At 71.4% G+C, this 21,577-nt stretch carries 20 protein-coding genes; 7 read left to right on the forward strand and 13 right to left on the reverse strand.

Going from position 1 to position 21,577, the window contains the following annotated elements:
• Positions 1–39: 39 nt before the first annotated feature.
• A complete protein-coding gene (locus tag ACFYL4_RS06200) occupies positions 40–729 on the reverse strand; it encodes a DivIVA domain-containing protein (RefSeq protein WP_387516850.1) in 690 nt (229 codons plus the stop codon).
• A gap of 653 nt (positions 730–1,382) precedes the next feature.
• Between ACFYL4_RS06200 and ACFYL4_RS06205 the strand changes: the two genes are divergently transcribed.
• Positions 1,383–2,603, forward strand: a complete 1,221-nt coding sequence (locus ACFYL4_RS06205; RefSeq protein ID WP_387516852.1) for a hypothetical protein — start codon at positions 1,383–1,385, stop codon at positions 2,601–2,603.
• Between the two features lie 103 nt (positions 2,604–2,706).
• Here the strand turns inward: ACFYL4_RS06205 and ACFYL4_RS06210 are convergent, their stop codons facing one another.
• Positions 2,707–3,582 carry an N-acetylmuramoyl-L-alanine amidase gene (locus ACFYL4_RS06210; RefSeq protein ID WP_387516854.1) on the reverse strand — a complete coding sequence of 292 codons (876 nt, stop codon included), beginning with the start codon at positions 3,580–3,582 and terminating at the stop codon, positions 2,707–2,709.
• A 485-nt stretch (positions 3,583–4,067) separates the two neighbouring features.
• Between ACFYL4_RS06210 and ACFYL4_RS06215 the strand changes: the two genes are divergently transcribed.
• The gene (locus tag ACFYL4_RS06215) at positions 4,068–5,252 is read left to right on the forward strand and encodes a hypothetical protein (protein WP_387516856.1); all 1,185 of its coding nucleotides are present in this window, start codon (positions 4,068–4,070) and stop codon (positions 5,250–5,252) included.
• A 254-nt stretch (positions 5,253–5,506) separates the two neighbouring features.
• Here ACFYL4_RS06215 and bldC read toward each other — a convergent pair whose 3' ends face one another.
• The gene (gene bldC / locus ACFYL4_RS06220) at positions 5,507–5,710 is read right to left on the reverse strand and encodes a developmental transcriptional regulator BldC (protein WP_013155387.1); all 204 of its coding nucleotides are present in this window, start codon (positions 5,708–5,710) and stop codon (positions 5,507–5,509) included.
• A gap of 713 nt (positions 5,711–6,423) precedes the next feature.
• Positions 6,424–7,257, reverse strand: a complete 834-nt coding sequence (locus ACFYL4_RS06225) for a hypothetical protein (RefSeq protein ID WP_387516859.1) — start codon at positions 7,255–7,257, stop codon at positions 6,424–6,426.
• Positions 7,258–7,510: 253 nt separating this feature from the next.
• On the opposite strand from ACFYL4_RS06225, the gene ACFYL4_RS06230 reads away from it, so the two are divergent.
• Positions 7,511–7,738, forward strand: a complete 228-nt coding sequence (locus ACFYL4_RS06230; protein ID WP_357756536.1) for a DUF3073 domain-containing protein — start codon at positions 7,511–7,513, stop codon at positions 7,736–7,738.
• 169 nt (positions 7,739–7,907) lie between these two features.
• Here ACFYL4_RS06230 and purM read toward each other — a convergent pair whose 3' ends face one another.
• The 3 genes from purM to ACFYL4_RS06245 all read right to left on the reverse strand — a co-directional run bounded on the left by purM (position 7,908) and on the right by ACFYL4_RS06245 (position 11,108).
• Positions 7,908–8,972 (reverse strand): phosphoribosylformylglycinamidine cyclo-ligase, encoded by a 1,065-nt coding sequence (purM, locus tag ACFYL4_RS06235; RefSeq protein ID WP_387516861.1) that lies wholly within the window; start codon positions 8,970–8,972, stop codon positions 7,908–7,910.
• A gap of 131 nt (positions 8,973–9,103) precedes the next feature.
• On the reverse strand, positions 9,104–10,600 hold the full coding sequence (gene purF / locus ACFYL4_RS06240; protein ID WP_387516863.1) for an amidophosphoribosyltransferase: 1,497 nt from the start codon (positions 10,598–10,600) through the stop codon (positions 9,104–9,106).
• Between the two features lie 34 nt (positions 10,601–10,634).
• Entirely contained in the window at positions 10,635–11,108 is a 474-nt protein-coding gene (locus tag ACFYL4_RS06245; RefSeq protein ID WP_387516865.1) for a sterol carrier family protein, read from the reverse strand.
• Between the two features lie 639 nt (positions 11,109–11,747).
• Between ACFYL4_RS06245 and ACFYL4_RS06250 the strand changes: the two genes are divergently transcribed.
• Entirely contained in the window at positions 11,748–12,365 is a 618-nt protein-coding gene (locus ACFYL4_RS06250) for a DUF47 domain-containing protein (protein WP_357756546.1), read from the forward strand.
• Between the two features lie 130 nt (positions 12,366–12,495).
• On the opposite strand, the gene ACFYL4_RS06255 is transcribed toward ACFYL4_RS06250, so the two are convergent.
• A complete protein-coding gene (locus ACFYL4_RS06255) occupies positions 12,496–14,046 on the reverse strand; it encodes a PucR family transcriptional regulator (RefSeq protein ID WP_387516867.1) in 1,551 nt (516 codons plus the stop codon).
• A 169-nt stretch (positions 14,047–14,215) separates the two neighbouring features.
• On the opposite strand from ACFYL4_RS06255, the gene ACFYL4_RS06260 reads away from it, so the two are divergent.
• The 3 genes from ACFYL4_RS06260 to ACFYL4_RS06270 all read left to right on the forward strand — a co-directional run bounded on the left by ACFYL4_RS06260 (position 14,216) and on the right by ACFYL4_RS06270 (position 16,516).
• Positions 14,216–15,475, forward strand: a complete 1,260-nt coding sequence (locus ACFYL4_RS06260) for an NAD(P)/FAD-dependent oxidoreductase (protein WP_387516869.1) — start codon at positions 14,216–14,218, stop codon at positions 15,473–15,475.
• Positions 15,476–15,553: 78 nt separating this feature from the next.
• The gene (locus ACFYL4_RS06265; protein WP_387516871.1) at positions 15,554–16,012 is read left to right on the forward strand and encodes a GreA/GreB family elongation factor; all 459 of its coding nucleotides are present in this window, start codon (positions 15,554–15,556) and stop codon (positions 16,010–16,012) included.
• A gap of 84 nt (positions 16,013–16,096) precedes the next feature.
• Positions 16,097–16,516 (forward strand): PaaI family thioesterase, encoded by a 420-nt coding sequence (locus tag ACFYL4_RS06270; RefSeq protein WP_357756556.1) that lies wholly within the window; start codon positions 16,097–16,099, stop codon positions 16,514–16,516.
• Here the strand turns inward: ACFYL4_RS06270 and ACFYL4_RS06275 are convergent.
• The 5 genes from ACFYL4_RS06275 to mshD form a co-directional block, all read right to left on the reverse strand.
• Positions 16,503–17,468 (reverse strand): nucleoside hydrolase, encoded by a 966-nt coding sequence (locus ACFYL4_RS06275; RefSeq protein WP_387516873.1) that lies wholly within the window; start codon positions 17,466–17,468, stop codon positions 16,503–16,505. The genes ACFYL4_RS06270 and ACFYL4_RS06275 overlap by 14 nt on opposite strands.
• Positions 17,468–18,247, reverse strand: a complete 780-nt coding sequence (gene pstB, locus ACFYL4_RS06280) for a phosphate ABC transporter ATP-binding protein PstB (protein ID WP_357756562.1) — start codon at positions 18,245–18,247, stop codon at positions 17,468–17,470. Before pstB ends, ACFYL4_RS06275 begins: the two co-directional genes overlap by 1 nt.
• Before the next feature lie 14 nt (positions 18,248–18,261).
• Positions 18,262–19,338, reverse strand: coding sequence for a phosphate ABC transporter permease PstA (gene pstA / locus ACFYL4_RS06285; RefSeq protein ID WP_387516875.1), 1,077 nt, complete (start codon positions 19,336–19,338; stop codon positions 18,262–18,264).
• On the reverse strand, positions 19,335–20,300 hold the full coding sequence (gene pstC / locus ACFYL4_RS06290) for a phosphate ABC transporter permease subunit PstC (RefSeq protein WP_357756568.1): 966 nt from the start codon (positions 20,298–20,300) through the stop codon (positions 19,335–19,337). The genes pstA and pstC overlap by 4 nt, the downstream gene beginning before the upstream one ends.
• Before the next feature lie 283 nt (positions 20,301–20,583).
• Complete coding sequence (gene mshD, locus ACFYL4_RS06295) at positions 20,584–21,561, reverse strand: mycothiol synthase (protein ID WP_387516878.1); 978 nt, start codon at positions 21,559–21,561, stop codon at positions 20,584–20,586.
• Positions 21,562–21,577 lie beyond the last annotated feature (16 nt).

The following is a 21,577-nucleotide window of genomic DNA, read 5'->3' on the forward strand; positions in this document are numbered from 1 at the left end:
TGTCCCTGGTGGGGTGCGGAGCTGGCGGCGTGTCCGGGGTCAGGGGCGTTCGTGGCGGCGGAACTCCTCGGCGAGCTCGTCCAGGAACTGGTCGACCTGGGCCGGGTCGTACCCCGGGCGCGCGCGGGTGGTGGCGAACTGGACCCGCTCCACCTCGGCGGCGGTGAGGGTGGCCCGGTCCGGCCTGCCCTGGAGCAGGACCTCCAGTGTGTACTCGGCGCGGTCCAGGAAGTCGTCCACCTCCTGCTCGTTGTAGCCGGTGGTCAGTCGGGTGGTGGCGAAACGCTTCTCCCTGATGTCCCGGGGCGCCATCCGTGGTCCGTGCGCGGCCGGTGGGGTGGGCTGCGGGCCGGGGTGGGGCGGTCCCGGGTAGCCGGTCCCGGGGTGGGGCTGGCGGGGTCCGCCCCGGTCGGGGTGCGGGGGCAGCGGCGGCGGGGCGGACTGGCCCAGGCCGCGACCGGCGAGGTCGGCCACGACGAGGTCGAGGAAGTCGTCCACCTCGTCCTCGCGGTAGCCGGGGCTCATCCGGGTGGTGCGGAACCGGGAGTTGCGGATCTCCTCGGCGGTGAGTAGCGGACCCGTGCGCGGCCCGCCCTCCAGGGCCACCAGGGTCGCCTCGATCCGGTCGAGGAGGGCGTCCACGTCCTCCTCGTTGTAGCCCGGGCGCAGTCGCACCGTGTGGAACTTCTTGTCGCGGATGTCCGCCGGTGTCAGAGGCATGGTCCCCATTGTGCAGTTCACGAGGTTCGTAGGTGTGGAATCACGCGTCCGCGTGTGCGTTCGGCGGGGTCGGCCCGATCGGAGGTGCCGTGTGGCCGCCTCCTGTGCCGTGCCCGAACGCGTGCGGGGCGGGGCGCGTGAGGGCTGGGGGAACTCATGGTTGGCATTATGCCGAGAGAGGGTGGCCCATGTCATACCGACCGGTAGTTCTGGCCGGGCGCGGACGCGGCCGCCCCCTGGGGGGCGGCCCTCTGGGCGGGGCCTTCTTCGTAAGACGCGCCGTCAGGGTGGAGGTTTACCCGTTCCCAAAAGAATGACGGGAATTTATTAGGGCGGTTACTCAGTGTTTCCATGAGTTCTATCGTGATGGTTTTGAGATCAGTGATCATGCATTTGATCTTTGGGTGGACTGTACTCTTTTCGTAGGGAATGGAAAGTAACTCAGCCGGTTCTTCCGGCCCTTGCCCTCTGCGGGCCGAAACCGTGCACGCTCTCTATTTTCGCAGGTCATGGGCTTCTGTGTGCCCTGGCCGTCCCCCATTCGACCCTGGTCCGTGATTCCGCGTTCCGAGACTTCCCGCCTTTGTGTTCCGGCGGTGGAAGCTCAGACCAGGCCTGGCCCCGAACCATGTGGGCCCGGACGATCCACACGAGGACTGATCTTGAAGAACGCTTCTCGAATCTCCGCGCGTCGCGTGTTCCAGGGCGGCTTCGCCTTCGCCGCGCTGGGTGCCATGACCCTGGGCGCGGCCTCGCCCGCCCACGCCGACACCTACGGGTGGGGCTACGCCTCGGCCCTGGGTGCCTCCGAGGCCACCCAGACCTACATCACCAAGGACCAGACGGTCTCCGACTCCTTCAGCGGCGCCATCGACAACTGGCTGACCGTCGAGGGCACCACCACCGCCACCGTGAACGCCTCCGGCGCCACCGGTACCGCCGTCGTGGAGACCGCTCGCATCGTCATCACCGAGGACGACCTCCCCGGCATCCTCGACCCGGAGGACGACGACGAGGACGAGGACGAGGACGACGAGGAGACCCCGGAGGACGACGACGCCGAGGGCGACGACGCCGAGGGCGAGGACGACTCCGACGACTCCGAGGGCTCCGAGGGCTCCGGCGACGACACCGACACCGAGACCCCCGGTGACGGCGGGGACGACACCACTCCCGAGCAGCCCTCCGAGCAGCCGACCGACGAGCCGGACGCCCAGCCCTCGCAGGAGCCGGGCGACTCCTCCGACGAGACCGACACCACCGAGGCGGCCACCACCTCCGCCGAGGTCATCGAGCTCGACGAGGAGAACTCCGAGCTGGTCGACGGCGGCGGCGAGGTTCTGCTCGATACCACCATCAACGGTGCCAGCGTCTCCACCAGCCAGAGCTGGGGCGGCGAGGTCAGCCACAACTTCAACGGCGATGGCGAGTACACGTTCCAGGCCGAGGTCGAGGGCCAGACCTACGAGCTGGTCGTCGCGCTGGAGCCCGTCACCGGGGTCTACGAGACCCAGGACGCCGGCTTCGTCTGGAACGACGCCGTCACCGACATGTACATCACCTTCAGCGTCAACGACGAGATCGTCTCCGGCTTCCTGATCGCCGAGAGCGCCGCCGGTATCACCACCGGCACCGTCGGCGGTGGCGAGGGCGACGGCTCCGGTGGTGGCGACACCAAGAACCCGGAGAAGAAGGAGCGCGACGAGAAGTCGGTTCCCAAGACCGACGCCAAGGACGCCAAGCCGCTGGCGGCGACCGGTTCGCCGATCGCCGGTCTGATCGCGGCCGGTGCCGCGATCGCCGCCGGTGGTGGCGCCGCCGCCTACCTGGCGCGCCGCAAGAAGAAGTCCGGCGAGGACACCCCCGACACCAACGAGAGCTAGCCACCGGGGCCGGGTCGTGCGGGGCGAGTGGCGCGGCCGGGCCGGTGTGACGACGGGGCGGGTCCCGGGGAGAGATCCCCGGGACCCGTTTCCGTGTGCGGGATCAGCCGCGCAGCAGGTAGGCGGCCAGGCCCCGGGCGATGGAGTCGGCGGCGCGTTCGCGCCACTCGGGGTCCTCCAGGAGTTCGGCGTCCTGGGTGTTGCGCATGTTCCCGGCCTCCAGGAACACCTTCGGTACCGTGGACATGTTCAGGCCGCCCAGGTCGGTGCGCTCGTCCAGGCCGTCCTCGGCCAGGTAGTCGGCGTAGGGGATGTCGCTGCCCTCGAGGTACTCGCGGCGCAGGTCCTCGGCGAGCAGCGCCGAGGGCTCGACGATGTCCTCGGTGAACCCGCTCACCTCACCCGGGGCGATGACGTGGAACCCGCGCCCCGACCCCGGTCCGCCGTCGGCGTGGATGGACAGGGCGACGTCCGCGTCGTTGTCGTTGCCGATCTCGGCGCGTTCGTTGACGCACGGGCCCACGCCCTCGTTGTCCTCCCGGGTGAGGATGACCGTGGCGCCGTCCGCCTCCAGACGTTCCTGGACGAGCAGGGACAGTTCCCAGGTGAACTCGTGTTCGGGGTAGCCGTTGACGCTCTCGGCCCCCACCGTGTCGCAGGCCTTCTCACCGGGGCCGGCGGGGACCAGGGCGTTGATCTCACCCGGCGCCGCGGCGTTGCCCCCGTTGTGGCCGGGATCGATGACCACGACGCGGTCGCCGAGGGGGCCGACACCGGGCGGCGCGGTCTCGTCGTCGGCCACGGCGCCGTTTCCGGCCCCGTCCTCCGGGCCGGGCAGCGGTGGTGCCGCGGTCGGGTCGGACCCGGCCGCACCTCCGGCCGGGGGAGTGCAGCCCGTGGTCCAGACGACGGCGAGCGAGAGCAGGGCCAGGGCGCGGGTGGCGCGGCTCCGGCGCCCTGAAGGTGCGCAGACGAGCATGCGTCAAACCTAGCCGCTGTCCGTGACCCCGCCGTACCCGTACAGAGCCGGACGAACGGTGCCCGTTCCACGCCCGTTCTCGTCCCGGTCGTCACGGGAGTCGGGTTCGCCCGCGTACCTCGTGCCGCTTCCGGGGCGGCTTCCGGGAGCGCGTCGCCTCGGGTCGGAGCCCGGCCGGTGGCGTGTTCCGCCGACCGGCGCGGCGGCCCCCACAGCCGAACCAGGGGTTGGGGCCGTCGTCCACAGGGCCGGGCGAACGGTTTCCGTTTTGTGATCTAGCGACTAGGCTCACCGTGTGGAACGTCCCGCACACGGAACTCCACACCCGACCCGAACCCCGATCGGCGGCGGGGCGCACACCCCCGTCTCCGGAACACCGCACCCGGCTCGCCAGGTCGGCCGGACCACCCCGCTCCGACGCGACGTCGCCGGACCGGCCCCGGCCCGAGAGCCGGGCATCCCCCAGATACAACAGGAGTGTTGTGGTGACTCCCGCCAAACCGTCCGTCCGCCGCGCCCTGGTGGGCGGCACCCTCTTCGTCGCCCTCGGCGCGTTGGGGGTCGTGGCCGCCCTCCCCGCCTCGGCCGACCAGCTGGTCTGGGCCAACGCTCAGGCGCGGGTGGCCGACGGCGATCTCGTCTCGGGCCACTCCGAGGCCCTGGGATTCGGGGTCGAGACCGAGGACGCGGCCCCCGCCGAACCCGCCCAGGGCCCGCTGTCCGCCTTCACCCGGATCACGGGGGAGGGCCGCACCCTGGTCAACGACCGGGGTGCGCTGTCCCAGACGGTGGTCGAGCGGGCGACGGTGCGGATCGGTGTCGACGACCTGGTCGGGCTCGGCCTGGTCGACCCCGGGCAGGGCCGGGTCGAGGTGCCGGGGCAGACCCCCTCTCCGGAGCCGGAGCCCGATTCCGCGCCTCCGGGCGTGAACGACGACGGCGCGCACGAGCGGGAGGACACCGGTCAGGGCCCCCGCCAGGCGGAGCGGCCCACGCCGGACGCGCCCTTCCACGACCCTTCGGAGGAGCCGGGCGCCTCGCCCTCCGAGGACGACACGGTGGCCCTCGGCGAGGGAGCGTCCGAGACCGTCTCGGCGGACGCCAACGCGATCGAGTTCTCCCTCACGGACGTGCGGACCAGTGCGGCAGCGGCCTACGACGGGTCGACCGAGACGACCTTCGAGTACGGGGAGCTGAGCGCCTTCGGTGTGCCGGTCGCCGACTTCGACGGCGACCACCGTGTGGAGGAGACCCTGGAGGTCCTCGACGAACGGGGCGACACCCGCGCGGAGGTGCCGGTCAGCATCCGCTTCGTCGCGGTCTCCGAGGCCTTCGACGACGAGGACGAGGACTGGGAGGGCGAGGGCGTGCGTTCGGCCCTCACGGTGTCGGTCGTGGTGGGCGACCCCGAGCTGGGGCAAGGGTTCACCGCGGACTTGGCCGACTCCTGGGCGATCGGCTCCACCCACATCGCACCGGAGGCGCCCGGCGAGGGCGAGCGCGGCGAGGGGGAACGGGAGACGTCGGTGGCGAGCCAGCGGCTGGCCACCACCGGGAGTTCCCTGGCCGCCCTGGTCACCGCGGCGGTGGTGGCGGTCGGCGGCGGGGCCACGGCCACCTTCCTGGCGCGCAAGCGCACCACGGCCATGGACGACCAGATCGAGGACTGACCCGGGCGCCCCGGCGGGCGGCCCGGTCACGGGCTGGGTGCGGCGCGGTCCGTGTCGGAGCGCCTCCGCGCCACCGGTCCGCCCAGGGGCGGGCGTGCGGCGGCGCGGAGGAGGAATCCGCGCGGTGCGGCGTCGCGGTGAGGGCACGGCGTGAGGGAGGGCGGGCCACCGTGTCGGGGTGGCCCGCCCTGGAAAATCCTGTCAGCCGGAGCGTGTCCGGCCGTTCCCCCCGGAATCGGCACAGACCGGGGAGATCACTCCGTGCGCTGGCTGGGGATTCCGGCCAGCAGGGCACGGACCTCAGTCTCGCGGTAGCGGCGGTGGCCACCCAAGGTGCGGATCGAGGTCAGCTTGCCCGCCTTGGCCCAGCGCGTCACGGTCTTGGGGTCAACGCGGAACATGGTGGCAACCTCGGCGGGGGTCAACAGGGGCTCCGCCTCGGGCGTGCGAGTCGACATGTGTACGGCCTCTCCTCCTGGATCTGTGTGCCGATCCTTGAGCCTGATTCCTGGCACTTGGCCCGGATGTCCAATAGTCCCACTTGGTCCTATTGATATCACCCGAGGTGTTTGCGCGACCACTCCAAGCAACTTTGCACGTGGGAGGCCATTGAAAGCCGCCCGTGGCCGCGTCACGCTAAGTGATTCTAGCGACACGTTTAGTGGCATGTGGCGTATTCGGTCAAAACTTCGTTCTCGGGCCTCGTTTTTCTCGATCCGGAGCACCCGAAGTGCTAGGGCGGGCCGACCGAAACCCGGAGGACGGGTCTGGGGGAGGAGGGTGCAGGCCCTGGTCGGTCGCGGATCGGGGCGGGGCCGAGTGGGGTGGCGTGCCGGGTGCCGCTCCGGCGGGGCTTCGGGGTCGGGCTGCGCGCATCCTCGGCGCAGCAGGGCTTCCTGGTTACTCTGTGTGCTCTCTGTGGTCGGCTCGCTACAGTCTACGCCGATCCGTATCGGGCGTTATGCCCAGTTTCACGGTGCTTGGTGGCGGGTCTCCTTCGAGTGGCTTCCCGCGCCTCCGTCACGTGCGAAAAGACGGATTCGTGTGCCGGAGAAACCTGGTGTACCAGGTTGCGGTGCGGCGTGGCGCCGCCCCGCTCCGGACCCGGCCCCGTTAGGGATGACGACAGGGGCCCCAGGGTGTCCACGAAAGCTCGACCGTGCCATGACCGTCAGTTGGCGTGCTCCAGGGCGCGCACCGACCTCCAGCGCCTCGTCAGCCTCTCCCGCAACTCCTTCACCCGGGCCGCGTCGCCCTTGGCGAGCGCCTCCACCGCCTCGGCCACCTCGCCCACCGAGTGGTCCTCGCTCAGGTGGTCGTCGCTCAGCAGGTGCGGCAGCCCCCCGTAGTCCAGTTCGAGGAGCGACTCCGGGTGCGCTGTCGTGGCCAGCCACTCCGTGAGCCGCTCCGCCGCGGCCGACACCGCGTGCTCCCCGACGCGCTCCCGCAGGACCGCCGCCGTGTGGTCCAGGCGACGCCTGGCCTGCGCGGTCCTGGTCAGGTACAACAGGGTCCTGGTCCGGCCCGCGGACAGCACCAGGCACCGCTCCTGGGGCTCGAACGCGACGAACCACGGAATCGGGATCGTCCAGGTGCTCGACAGGATGCCGGGCCGGGCCTCCGCGCCGGAGGCCCGCCACTGCCGGTAGCCGGTCTCGGCCCGGTCCGCCTCCCGGGCGGGGACGAACGCCTCCAACTGGGGGCGCGGCATGGACCCGGCGAACTCCTCGAACGCCCGCCAGCACCGCAGACGGGTCTGCCACGGGCAGACGTACAGCCGCTCGTTCACCCGGCGCAGATACGCGTCACCGCTCTCCTCCGAGGGCGCCACGACGGGCGGCGTGGCGATGGTCCTCCCCAGGCTCTCCGCGTGCTCGGCGGCCAGGGCGTTCACGCGTTTGGGCCGGTCCGCGGACTCCGCGTATCCCTCCCAGTGCCGCCGGTCACGAGGGGAGAAGGCCGTGATCGGCTGGTAGACGCGCAGATAGGCGGTGTAGGGCAGCACGATCGCATCGTGGCACAGATCGTTGCGTCTGGCACTCACCGTGAGAACGGGCAGGCAGGATGGTGTTGCGTGCGCACACCACACCCGTCACACCCGGGTGGCGTAGGCACGGTGGGGTCCGACCAGGTACGGTTGTATGTGTACGTAAGCTGGCGCCAGCCGTCAGTCGCGTTTGACGGCCGTCAGCCCGGTAGTGCGGGTTAGTAAGTGATCTGGGGTTCGTCGGAACCCAATCGTTGAGGGGGTCGAGCCAATGGGGCGCGGCCGAGCCAAGGCCAAGCAGCAGAAGGTCGCCCGGAAGCTCAAGTACAGCTCCGGTGGGACCGACCTTGAGCGGCTGCGGTCGGAGCTGGGTGTCGCTGAGGACGAGGGGTCTCCCTCCGGGCCGTCGGGTCCGGACGATTCCTACACGGAACCTCAGGACGACCTGATCGACCGCTACGCGGATCTTGCCGACAAGTACTCGGACTCCGACAAGTAGACGTCGGGGCCGGACGAGTCTTTCGGGTCGCTCGGACAACAACCGCTGACCTGTGGCGGTCACGGCTCCCCCTGGGAGCCGTCGCGGACAGGTGCATATAGCCGGTGCGAACCACCTCGGTGGTTCGCACCGGCTATATTCGCGTCCTTCGGACACGGACCGGTGCGGTCTAGCCGTTCCGGTACTCACCGTTCAGTACGGCCCGCCCGGAGCCGCCCTTCACCACGCCCAGGCGCCAGGCCTCCACGCCGCGCCCGGCGAGAACGGCCAGCGCACGGTCGGCGTCGCCCTCCGCGACGACCGCCACCATGCCCACGCCCATGTTGAACGTGGCCTCCATGTCCTCGCGGCCGACCCCGCCCTTCTCGGCCAGGTAGCCGAACACCGGGGCCGGGGCCCAGGTGGAGCGGTCCAGCTCGGCGTCCAGGTCGTCCGGCAGCGACCGGGACAGGTTGGCCGCCAGCCCTCCGCCGGTGATGTGCGAGTAGGCGTGCACCTCCACCTCGGCGGTCAGCGCCACGCAGTCCTTCGCGTAGACGCGGGTCGGCGTGAGCAGCACCTCGCCCAGAACGCCGCCGAGCTCGGGCACCTCGGAGAACAGGTCCAGGTCGGCCCGGTCCACGATGTGGCGGATCAGCGAGTAACCGTTGGAGTGCGGGCCGGAGGAGGCCATCGCGATGACGGCGTCCCCCTCGCGCACCCGGTCCGGGCCCAGGATCGCGTCGCCCTCGACCACCCCCGTGCCGGCGCCGGCCAGGTCGTACTCCTCCGGGGCCATCGCACCCGGGTGTTCGGCCGTCTCGCCGCCGATGAGCGCGCACCCGGCCTGGTGGCAGCCCTCGGCGATGCCGCCGACGATCTCCGCGATCCGTTCGGGCACCACGGCGCCCGTCGCGACGTAGTCGGTCATGAAGAGGGGTTCGGCGCCGCTGACGACCAGGTCGTCGACGACCATCCCGACCAGGTCGATGCCGATGGTGTCGTGCCGGTCCATCTGCTGGGCGAGCATGACCTTCGTGCCCACGCCGTCGGTGGAGGTGGCCAGGACCGGGTCCCGGTACTTCGCCGTGTCGAGCCGGAACAGGCCCGCGAAACCGCTGGCGTCGGTGACCTGCTCGGGTCGGCGGGTGCGCGCGACGTGACGCTTCATCAGGTCGACGGCGCGCTCACCGGCGGCGATGTCGACGCCCGCGGCCGCGTACGCGCCCGTCGCCCCTGTGCTGTCGGCTGCCACGCGAGTTCTCCTCGTGTTCGGTGGTGTGCGGTGTGCGCTGCTGCGCGGTCCCCGGGGCCCGTTCCAGGGCACGCCGGAGGGTCCGGAAGGGAGGCCCCGCCGGGGCGCGGCGGGCCGGTGCCCGCCGCGCGTCACTTGTGGCTGGTGGCCAGGGTGGAGCCCTCGGGGGTGCCGCAGGCCTTCTCCAGCAGGTACTTGCCCTGCGCGTCGGAGTCGACCTCCAACGGGTACACCCCGTCGAAGCAGGCCCGGCAGAGCTGGTCCTTGGGCTGCTCGGAGGCGGCGATGAGCTCCTCCAGGTCCACGTAGGCCAGTGAGTCGGCGTTGACCGACTCGGCGATCTCCTCCACTGACAGGTTCGCGGCGATGAGCTCGGCGCGGGTGGCGAAGTCGATGCCGTAGTAGCAGGGCCACAGCACGGGCGGGCTGGAGATGCGCACGTGCACCTCGGCGGCGCCCGCGTCGCGCAGCATCCGGACCAGGGCCCGTTGGGTGTTGCCGCGCACGATCGAGTCGTCCACGACCACCAGTCGGCGGCCCTCGATGACCTCGCGCAGGGGGTTCAGCTTGAGCCGGATACCGAGCTGGCGCAGGGTCTGGCTGGGCTGGATGAAGGTGCGGCCCACGTAGGAGTTCTTCACCAGGCCCTGGGCGAAGGGGATGCCGCTCGCCTCCGCGTACCCCACGGCGGCGGGGGTGCCGGACTCGGGAACCGGGATCACGAGGTCGGCCTCGACCGGGTGCTCCCGGGCCAGGCGGCGACCCACCTCCACGCGGGTGGAGTTCACGTTGCGCCCGTTGATGGTGGTGTCGGGGCGGGCGAGGTAGACGTACTCGAACAGGCAGCCCTTGCGGGCGGCCGGGGCGAAGCGGCTGGAACGGACCCCGTCGCCGTTGATCACGAGGAGTTCGCCCGGTTCGATCTCGCGGACCACGGTGGCGCCCACGATGTCGAGGGCGGCCGTCTCGCTGGCCACCACCCATCCGCCGGAACCGGAGTTCGCGCCGAGGCGGCCGAGCACGAACGGGCGGATGCCCTGGGGGTCGCGCGCGGCGTAGAGGGTGTCCTCGTCCATGAAGACCAGGGAGAAGGCGCCCCGCACCAGCGGCAGCAGTTCCTGGGCCGCCTCCTCCAGGGAGTGGCCCTCCCTGGCCCGTGCCGCGAGGAGGTTGGTGAGCACCTCGGTGTCGGTGGTGGCGCCCCGGCGCTGGTCGGGCAGCATCGCGGCCAGTTCGGGGGTGTTGATGAGGTTGCCGTTGTGGCCGAGCGCCAGACCCCCCTCACGCGCGGTGTAGAAGGTCGGCTGGGCGTTCTCCCACACCGGTGAACCGGTGGTGGAGTAACGGCAGTGGCCGATCGCGAGGTGGCCCTTCAGGGAGTCGAGCGTCGCCTCGTTGAAGACCTGGGAGACGAGTCCCATGTCCTTGTAGACGACGATCCGCTCCCCATCGCTCGTGGCGATGCCCGCGGATTCCTGCCCGCGGTGCTGGAGCGCGTAGAGGCCGAAGTAGGTGAGCTTGCTGACTTCTTCGCCGGGTGCCCAGACCCCGAAAACGCCGCAGGCGTCCTGCGGGCCGCGTTCGAGCGGATCGAGGTCCATGGAGAGCCGGCCGTCGGAGTACGACACACGCACAGCTTAGCCGCTGGCCGACGGCGGGTGGTCACTCGGGGCCGGAGTGACCACCGGTACGCCCGTGACCGGGCCACAGCGGCAGGTGTGCGGACAGGTCGGAGCGCACGCCGCTGGCCCGGACCCCGTGGTCGCCCACCGCGCCGTCCCAGTCGGCCTCGCCCACGGCCAGGCGCAGCCACGTGAGGGGGTCGGTCTCGACCACGCCGGGCGGGGTGCCCCGTGTGTGCGCGGGCCCCTCGATGACCTGGACGGCCCCGTACGGCGGGACGCGCACCTCCAGGCTGCGTCCCGGCACCCGGTCGGCGAGCACCGCCAGGCTGCACCTGACGGCGGCCTTGAGGGCGGGGCGGAGCGGTTCCCGCGCGCGCAGGACCGCCAGCGCGGCCCCGGCGACGGCCTCCTCGTCGGTGCCCTCGAAGGCGGGTTCGCCCAGGGCGGAGAGCTGTTCGTCCAGGGTGGAGCGCAGTCGGCGCACGGCACCCGGGGTCAGGGCGGTAGGCATGGTCGAGATCCTAGGGCGTGTTCCGTGGATGCTTTCGGTTGGTTCGGCGCTCGCGCCGATCGACGCGAGCGGCCTCCAGGCAATCTCTCGCAAGACGAGGAGCGAAGGTCAGCCCGGGTTTGGCTGTCCGAGCGAAGTCGGCGCAGCGAGAGGCAGCCTGGTGGTCGCGAGCCCGGAATGATCCGCGGAACACGCCCTAGGGCGAGCCGCTGACGGGAGCGGGTTCGCGGAGGTCACGGACCTGACGGCCGAGGCGTCAGGAAGGGTTAACGCCCGGGGTGCTTGTCATTGCGGGCGAAGGGACCCAAGGTTGATATCGGGGGCTTCGGGGGGAACTGTCCGTCGGTCTCCGGCCGATCGAGTGATTCGTGTCTCAACGCCCCGCTGGCCAGGGGGAGCGGGACACGGTAGCGTCCCGAACCGTCCCGGTGTCGTCCGAGATTGGGAGGATTGCGAGGGGACCCGCGCACGTGGCGTTCCACGCGTCGACACAGACAGATGAACGAGGGGTGACCATACCCGGACCCGCCTCCCCCGATCGGGGTCCGAGCGTGCGCACACCGCACTGTCGCGCTGAAGCAGCTGGTCAGCGCCCTTAACATCCACCAAGGAAGACCACCGCACCATCGGGAGAACGACGTGCGCCTGCGCTTGCGCCCGCGTGATGACAGTTACTACGAGATGTTCACCGACTCGGCGAACAACCTGGTCATCGGAGCCCGCCTGCTGGTGGAGCTGATGAGCGACGGGGCCGACCGTGAGGCCATCACCGAGAAGATGCGTGCCTGCGAGCACGCCGGCGACGACGCCACCCACGCGATCATGCGTCGGCTCAACAAGAGCTCGGCGCCTCCCCTCCACCGGGAGGACATCTACCGTCTGGCCTCCAACCTCGACGACGTCATCGACTCCATGGAGGCCGCCGTCGACCTCATCAACCTGTACGGGTTGGAGCAGCTGCCCAAGGGCATCATCGACCAGATCGAGGTGTTGGAGAGGGCGGCCGAGCTCACCGCCGAGGCGATGCCCCGGCTGCGGAGCATGAAGGACCTCACCCGCTACTGGATCGAGATCAACCAGCTCGAGAACCAGGCCGACCGCATCTACCGCAAACTCCTGGCGAAGCTCTTCAGCGGCGAGTACGACGCGCTGACCGTGCTCAAGCTAAAGGACGTCATCGAGGAGCTGGAGACCGCCGCCGACGCCTTCGAGCACGTGGCCAACACCGTGGAGACCATCGTGGTGAAGAACGGCTGACGCGGGCCCGGCCGAACCCCTCGTCCCAGCCAGCCTCCGCCCCACCCCCGTCGCAGTCCCGCCCCCGCCCCCGCGCCGGTGGACCCCCGGTCGGCCGTGGCACCCTCGGACGCCCCGCCCCCGCCCCGACTCACGACCGAGGCGCGTAGGCCTCCAACGCGATGGCCAGGGCCAGCCTCATGCCGGGCTGGTCCAGGCCGAGCGGGGTCACCTCCGCCATCCTGCGCATCCGGTGCCGGACGGTGTTGGGGTGCACTCCCAGCTCCTCCGCCGCCGCGACGGGGTCGCCCTGTGCGCGGAGCCAGGCGCGCAGGGTCCGCGCGTGGTCCGTGCCGTGCTCGGCGTCGTGCCGGGTCAGCACCGCCACCGGGCCGTCGGCGGGACGGCGGCCGGACGCCGACGCCATCCGCAGGCGGTGGATGAGCACGTCGCCCCAGGACTCGTCATAGGCCACAGCCGGCCCTTCGGGGTGCGCCGCGTGCAGGGTGAGGCTCTCGTCCGCCTCACGGCGGCTGGCGGCCAGCCCGGCCAGGTCGGCGGGGGCGCCGATCCCCGCGTTGACCACCACGTGGCGGGGCAGCCCCCGGGTGGTCTCCGCCACCCAGGCCCGGGCCGGAGCCGGGTCGGCCCCACAGGGCAGGACCGTGTAGACCGTGCTGCCGAACACGGTGCTCCGCCCCTGGCGCGACCAGCCGAACCCCGTGGTGGCCCGCTCGAACGTCATCAGGGTGGCGGAGTGGCGTTCGTCCGGGGTGTGCGCCTGGAGGGCGACCACCCGGTGCGGAGTGGCGGCCAGCCCGAGGCGCCCGGCCGCCTCGGTCGGGTCCATCGCCCCCTCCAGGAGACGGCTGACCAGGTCCGACTCCACCTGGCGCTCCAGGTCGGCGCTGACCCGGGTCCGCAGCAGGTGCAGCGCCACCGTGCGTGCGCCCTCCGCCAGCAGCGCCGAGCGCTCGGCGTCCAACGGTTCCTCACAGGCCGCCCACAGCGACCCCAGGAACTCCCGGCCCACCCGGACCGCCACCGCCGTACGGCCGCCCAGACCGAGCTCCGGCGCGGGCGGGAGGTAGACCGGGTCGACCGACGCTCCCAGGTGTGCGATGACCCCGGTGGCCTCCAGATGGTGCTGGAGCGCCTCGGGAACCCCGCGCCCCAGGATCGTGTCCCAACGGGCCTGGTCGGCCTCGGACTGCCGGTTCGAGTACGCCAGGACCCGCAGGCGGGGGTCCTCGATGGTGACCGGGCCGCCGACGCGCGCGGCGATCGTGTCCGCGAGCGCGGGCAGGTCGGCGGGACCGCGCCCCGCCTCGGTCTCCCCGCCCTCCAGGACCAACCCGAACACCACCCCGGCGACCTGCCCCCAGGACACCGAGGGGTCCACCGAGAGCAGGGCGATACCGCGACCACGGGCGCGGGCGGCGGCCTCACCGCGCGGGTCCACCCCGTCCTCCCTCGCCACCCGCACCACCACCGCCAGGGCGCGGGAGCGCTCGGCGAGCTCCACGGCGCGCAGCGGGTCCTGGACCCCCACGGCCAGCAGGACGTCCGCCTCCTCCGGCCCAGGGTCGGCCGGGTCGTGCACCGCGACCCCGCGCAGCATGGTGTCCGCGGCCGGGCGCGGACCGACCAGACGGGTGTCGTACGTGCCGAGGATGGTGACCAGCCGGTCCAGCAACACCATCGAAACCACTCCCTTGGCGGACCGCCCGGACCGCGCGCGTTGTGCGGACTCCACACGAGCGTACGTCGAGATTGTTCGACCAGGACAATGGGCGCCGCCGGGTTACGGGAGAGACTCTGGACGGGTGCGGCACCGTACCCACCGTCCAGCACGCACAGGAGAACACGCCATGTCCGGGAAGGGCGCGGGCGCACCGCGTACCGTCATCGTCGTCGGGGCCGGGATCGTCGGTCTCTCGACCGCCTGGTTCCTCCAGAAGTACGGGGTCGGAGTCACCGTGGTCGACCGCGACTCGGTGGCCTCGGGATCGTCCTGGGGCAACGCGGGCTGGATCTCCCCGGGTCTGGCCATCCCGCTGAACGAGCCGGGCGTGCTCGGCAACGGCGTCAAGGCCCTGTTCGACCCCCGGGCTCCGTTGTCCATCCCGCCCACCACCGACACCGGCCTCCTGCACTTCCTGGCGTCGTTCGCCCTGAACAGCAGGCAGTCCACCTGGGAACGGGCCCTGCGCGCCAACGTGCCGCTCAGCTCGGCCTGCCTGGACGCCTTCGAGGAGCTCACCGAGGGCGGCGTGACCGCCAAGGTCGAGTCGTCCCCGATCACCGCGCTGTTCACCTCCAAGAAGAACGCCGCCCGGCTCCTCATGGAGCTGGACACCGCCAGCGAGGCCGGCCTGCCGCTGACCTACGCCGCCCTGGAGGGCGAGGCGGCCCGCGCGGGCCTGCCGCTCGCCTCCCGCGAGGTGAACGCGGGCGTGCGCATCGACGGACAGCGTTACGTCAACCCCGGCCTGTACACGCACGCGCTCGCGGACGCCGTGCGCGAACGCGGCGCAAGCGTGGTCGAGAAGTTCCGGGTCACCAAGGTCGAGGCCGTCCGCGACGGCGGCTTCCGGCTGCACTCCGCGCACGGCGAGACCGAGACCGGCGACGCCGTCGTGGTCGCCACCGGTGCCTGGCTCGGCCGCCAGGCACGCCCCTGGGGCGTCAACGTGCCGTTGCGCGCCGGACGCGGCTACAGCTTCATGGTCCCCACGGACCAGCCCGTCCCCGGCCCCGTGTACCTGCCCGAGGTCCGGGTGGCCTGCACGCCGCACGGGGAGGGTCTGCGCGTCGCCGGAACCATGGAGTTCCGGGCCATCGACGCCCCGTTCCGCGACGAGAGGGTCCGGGCGATCACCGAGTCCGCCGCCCCGTACCTGGACGGCGTGAACCTGGGCAAACGCACCGACGAGTGGGTCGGCTCCAGACCCGTCACCTCGGACGGCCTCCCCCTCATCGGGGAGACCGACGTCCCCGGGCTCTTCGTGGCGGGCGGCCACGGCATGTGGGGACTCACCCACGGGCCGATCACCGGGCGCCTCCTCGCGAGGACGGTCGCCACCGGCACGACCGCCCCGGCGCTGCTCCCCTTCGACCCCACCCGCTGAGGTTCGACCGACGACACCCAGCAGGTCCCGTCAGCGCCCCGCCGAACCCCGGCGGGGCGCCTTCGTACAAGGAGACCCATGACGAACACCTGGCTGACCCCGGGAACCCACCAACGCCTCACCGCCGAACTCGCCGTCCTCACCGGCACCGCCGACGCCGCCACCCAGGAGGCCCACGGGTTCACCCGGATCGAGGACAAGGACGCCCGCGAGGTCCGCGTCAACCGCATCCAGGAGATCCTCCGCGACGCGGTCATCGGCGAGGCCCCACCGGACGACGGCATCGCCGAGCCCGGCATGGTCGTGACCGTCCGCTACGGCGACGACCCCGACACCGAGACCTTCCTCCTGGGAGTACGCGACCGCGCGGACTCCGACGGGGTTCCGGTCTGCTCGCCGGAGTCACCCCTGGGACGGGCCATCCTCGGCGCCGAGCAGGGGGAGGAGCGCACCTACACGGCCCCCAACGGGCGGACACTCAGGGTGAGCCTGGTGCGCGCCGTTCCCTACGGCTCGGAGACCGCCGAGGTTTCCTGAGGCGGGGCGGGGCCGCTCACATCGGGACCGGCCCCGCCCCGGGCGAGCGCCTAGGGTGGTCGTACCGACGTCGGAGGGAAGACCATGGCCGAGGAGATCACCCCGGAGCTCGCCCAGCGCGTCCTGGCGGCCCAGCCCTTCAGCGGGCTGGTCCGGGCCAGGGTCACGGCCTTCGAACCGGGCAGGGCCGTGCTGGAGGTCGACGTGCGGGACGAGCTCCTCCAGCAGAACGGCTTCCTCCACGGCGGGGTGCTCGCCTACGCGGCCGACAACGCGCTCACCTTCGCGGGCGGCACGGTCCTGGGGGCCTCCGTGCTCACCAGCGGCTTCGCCATCGAGTACCTGCGCCCGGCCCGGGGCACGACGCTCAGCGCCCGCGCGCACGTCCTGGAGTCCACCCGGCGCCGGGCCGTGTGCCGCTGCGACCTCGTGATGGTCGACGGGGAGGGCGCCGAACGGGTCGTGGCGGCCGCGCAGGGCACCATCACCCTCACCGAGCGGTGATCTCCCTCGGCGGTGCCGTCTCGCGGGCCAGCAGCGACAGCACGTACTCGAAGAAGCCGTCCGCGTCGATCTCCTCGACCACCCGGGCGTTGGGCTCCAGCCCGTGCACCCCCCAGGACATCGCAGAGTAGCCCCGGGTGAGCTCACCGGCGGTCTCCACGTCCACGTGGTACCGCGAGGACGCGCGCACCAGCTCGGGGTGGAGGAGCAGGGCCGCGGTCAGCGAGTCCGGGTGGGTGGTGCCGTCGATGCCCACCCTGCGGTCGAACTCCAGGGTGGCCGCGCAGATCCGTGTGAAGAACCGGGACAGGGGCGTGTCCAGCGCCGCGATCCGGTCGAGCCGGTCCTGGCCGAACACGGCCTGCCGGAGCGTGAGCGGGTCCCACGGGACCACGGTGACGTCGAACCCGGCGGCGAACACCGCCTTGGCGGCCTCGGGGTCCACGTAGAAGTTGAACTCGGCGGCGGCCGTGATGTTGCCCCGGCCGTTGTTGGAGCCCCCCATGACGTACAGCGATCCCACGTTCCGCGCGAAGTCGGGGTCCTTGACCACGGCGGCCGCGATGTTGGTGAGCGGGCCGATCGCCACGACCGACAGCTCGCCGGGGTTCTCGGCGGCCAACCGGACCAGCGCGTCCACGGCGTGCTCGCCGCGGGGCTCCAGACCCTCCTGGTCCATGGACAGGCCCCCGGAGCCGTCCCCGTGCACGTTCTCGGCGCTCACCCACTCGCGGACCAGCGGCCGTCGACACCCCAGGTACACGGGCACGTCGAACCGCCCGCCCGCGGCGTTCAGCGTCATGAAGGCGTTGCGGACCTGCTGGTCGAACCCCACGTTCCCGGCCACCATCGTCACCGCCCGCAGGTCGGCCGCCGGGTCCAGCAGCCCGACCAGCAGCGCCACGCAGTCGTCCTGCGCGGTGTCGGTGTCGATCACCAGGGGCACGGGCATCACCCGAACCGGCCGGTGATGTAGTTCTCGGTCTCCTTCTTCTCCGGGCGGGTGAAGATCTGGTTGGTCTCGCCCATCTCGATCAGCTTGCCGGGCTTGCCGGGGGCCGACAGGTTGAAGAAGGCGGTCCGGTCCGAGACACGGGCGGCCTGCTGCATGTTGTGGGTGACGATGACGATCGTGTAGTCCTCCTTCAGCTTGTGAATGAGGTCCTCGATCGCCAGGGTCGAGATGGGGTCCAGGGCCGAGCAGGGCTCGTCCATGAGCAGGACGGACGGCTTCACCGCGGTGGCGCGGGCGATGCACAGGCGCTGCTGCTGGCCGCCGGACAGGCCCGATCCGGGCTTGGCCAGCCGGTCCTTGACCTCTTCCCAGAGGTTGGCGCCGCGCAGCGACTCCTCGACCAGCTCGTCGGCCTCGGCCTTGCTCATCCGCTTGTTGTTGAGCCGGGCGCCCGCGATCACGTTGTCGTAGATCGACATCGTGGGGAACGGGTTGGCCTTCTGGAAGACCATGCCGATCTCGCTGCGGACCATCACCGGGTCGACCTCGCGGCCGTAGATGTCGAGGTCGTCCAGGAGGACCTTGCCCTCGGCGCGGGCGCCCGGGGTGACCTCGTGCATCCGGTTCAGGGTGCGCAGGAAGGTCGACTTGCCGCAGCCGGAGGAGCCGATGAACGCCGTCACGGAGCGGGGCTCGATGGTCATGGACACGTCCTCGACCGCGAGGAAGTCGCCGTAGTAGACGTGCAGTCCGGAGACGTCGATTCGTTTCGCCACAGGTGTTCCTCGATTTAGCGGGTCTTGGGTGCGAAGAGGCGGCCGATCACGCGGGCCAGGACGAACAGCAGCATGACCGTCAGGACCAGCGTCAGCGCGGCGGCCCAGGCCCTCTCGTAGTTGACGGCCCCACCCATGCGGAACTGCGAGTAGATGAACACCGGCAGGCTCATCATCTGCCCGTCGAACAGGTTCCAGTTGATGGACACGGCCGACGACCCCGCGGTGAGGACCAGCGGTGCCGTCTCTCCGATAACACGCGCGATGGCGAGCATGATTCCGGTGGTCAGACCGGCCGCCGAGGTGGGGAGCACCACCTTGGTGATCGTGCGCCACTTGGGCACGCCCAGGGCGTAGGAGGCCTCGCGCAGGTCGCGGGGGACCAGCCGGAGCATCTCCTCGCTGGAACGGACCACGACCGGGATCATCAGCACGGCGAGGGAGATCGCGCCCGCCGCGCCGTTGGTCTTGCCCGGCCCGAAGAGCATCATCCACAGCGCCACCACGAAGAGGCCCGCGACGATGGACGGGATACCGGTCATGACGTCCACGAAGAACGTGATGACCTTCTTCAGGCGGCCCTGGGCGTACTCGACCAGGTAGACGGCGGTGAGGACACCGATCGGCACCGAGATGAGGGTGGCCATACCGGTGATCGCCAGGGTGCCGACGATCGCGTGGTAGACGCCGCCCGCGTCCATGCTCGGCAGGACGCCGTTCATCGACACGGTGAGGAAGTAGCCGTCGAAGCGGTCGAGGCCGTAGCCGATCACCGTGTACAGCAGCGACACCAGCGGCGCCATCGCGAGCAGGAACGCCGAGTAGACGAGCGAGGTGACCAGGCGGTCCTTGGCCTTGCGGCCGCCCTCGATCCGCGCCGAGGCGGTCACGACGATGACCACGTAGGAGACGGCGGTGAGCAGCGCCCACAGGACCACGCCGAAGGAGGAGAAGGCCGCCAGGACGCCCGCGACCACCAGCGCGCAGGCGGCCAGCAGGACCTGCGGGAAGCGGGTGGGCAGGGCGCCGGAGCGGAGGTCGTTCTCGGCCGGGCCCGCCTCGGGGGCGGGGGGCTGCGTCGTCGTGCTCATGCGGACTCCTTGTTGCCCCGGGCCACGACGTAGCGGGCGCCCATGTTGACGGCCAGGGTGATCGCGAACAGCACCAGACCGGCGGCGATCAGCGCGGACACGCCGTAGCCGGTGGCCTCCGGGTACTGGAGGGCGATGTGCGCGGCGATGGTCTGGTTGCCGCTCTGGAGCAGGTTGAAGGAGATCGCCAGGGACGGGGAGAGGATCATGGCGACCGCCATGGTCTCGCCCAGCGCGCGTCCCATGCCGAGCATGGCGCCGCCGACGATCCCGGACTTGCCGAAGGGCAGGACGGCGAGGCGGATCATCTCCCAGCGGGTGGCGCCCATGGCGAGCGCGGCCTCGCGGTGGCCCTGCGGGACCTGGTGGAACACGTCGCGGGACATCGCGGTGATGATCGGCAGGATCATCACGGCCAGGACGATGCCCGCGGTGAGCAGCGTGCGGGCCGAGGTGGAGGCGGGGCCCGCGAAGAGCGGAATCCAGCCGAGGTAGGTCGTCATGCCCTCGTAGACCGGCACCAGCTTGGGGGCCAGGACCATCATCCCCCACAGTCCGTAGACCACGCTGGGGATGGCGGCGAGCAGGTCGACCAGGTAGCCGAGCGTGGTGGCCAGGCGTCGGGGCGCGTAGTAGACGATGAACAGCGCGATGCCGATGGCGACCGGGGTGGCCAGCAGGAGCGCGATCGCCGCCGCCATGACGGTGCCGAAGGCCAGCGCGGCCACACCGAACGACGGGTTCTCGCGGACGTTGGCGTCCCATGACTGGTCGGTCAGGAAGTTCGAGGTGTTGGCCAGCAGTGACGGCCAGGCCTGGACCAGGAGGAAGGCGGCCACACCCGCGAGGATCAGCAGGATCAGCAGTCCTGATCCTCGGGCGAGCCCGGCGAAAACGACATCGCCGATCCGGCGCTTGCCCGCGGGCGGCGGTGCCGCCTTGGGCGCGTCCGTGGTCGTCATGGGTTCTCCGGTTCGGAAAGGTGGGCGGGGCTGGTCGCCTGTCCGCGTCCCGGCGGGACGGACGCGCACCGCGCGGGGCCCGGCCGTGGTCTCACGGCCGACGCGCGGGCAACGGCCGATCCGTGCCGAATGCGAAGGTAGGCGCAGGAAGTGACCAGTTGTCCCAGAGAAGATGAACGGAAGGTGAACGCGGCGTCGCACTCTTGTGGCGGGTGGGGGTTGGGCCGGTGAATGTGACAAGCCGCACGTCACCGGGCCCCGGGGGCGGCCCGCGCGGGGTGGGTCAGGCGCGGGTGTCGGCGGGCGCGTACATCACGTCCGTGTCCCACATGGAGAACCCGAGGGACTCGTAGAGGCGTACCGCGGCCTCGTTGTCACCGTCCACGTACAGGTGCACCCAGGGCAGCCCGGCGTCGCGCAGGTGGGCGAGTCCGGCCAGGGTGAGGGCGCGGCCCAGACCGGTGCCCTGCCAGGCGGGGTCGACGCCCACCACGTAGACCTCGCCGACGGCCTCGTCGTCGCTGAGCCCGGCGCCGTCCGCGTGCGTCTTGGTCCAGTGGTAGGCGGCGATGGTCCCGTTGCGGGTGGCCGCCACGAAGAAGCCCCGGGGGTCGAACCAGTCCTCCACCTCGCGCTGGAGGAGGTCGTCGAGGGTGAGTGATCCCTGTTCGGGGTGGTCGGCGAAGGCGAGGGCGTTGGCCCGCAGCCACGCCTGCTCGTCCTGTCCCACCACGAAGGGCCGGATGCGCACCCGCTCGGCGACCTCGGGCCGCAGGGCGGGTTCGGGGATCTCGGGGGCGGTCCAGGGGCCGCCGGGAACCTCGGGTCCCAGGTCGCGCAGGGGCATGCGCATCTTGTGGAGTTCCCGGACCGGCGCCCAGCCCTCGGACTCCGCCACCGAGACCGCACCGGGGGTGCGCCCGTGCGCCCACACCCGCACGCCGTGGGGGCCCGCGTCGTCGCGGATCGAGCGCAGGAGCGCGGAGCCGTGTCCGTCGCGCCGGTGCGCGGGGTGCACGACGACCTCGCCCGAGTCGGGTTCGTCCTCGCCCCGTTCCACGAACGCGAACCCCACGACGGAGCCGTCCCTCTGGACGACGTGGAAGCGGCTGCTGCCGGCGGGGGCTCCGTGTCTGATCCGGAGCACGGTGTGCTCGGACAGCGGCACGGCCCCGTCCTCGGTGCGGGCCGCGTCGGCCAGGGCCAGGACGGGTCCGACCAGCTCCGGCGCGAGGTTGTCAGTGACTAGCGGGGTACTCATGAGCCAGAATCCTAGA

Source organism: Nocardiopsis sp. NPDC006938 (genome assembly GCF_042869555.1).
GTDB lineage: Bacteria > Actinomycetota > Actinomycetes > Streptosporangiales > Streptosporangiaceae > Nocardiopsis.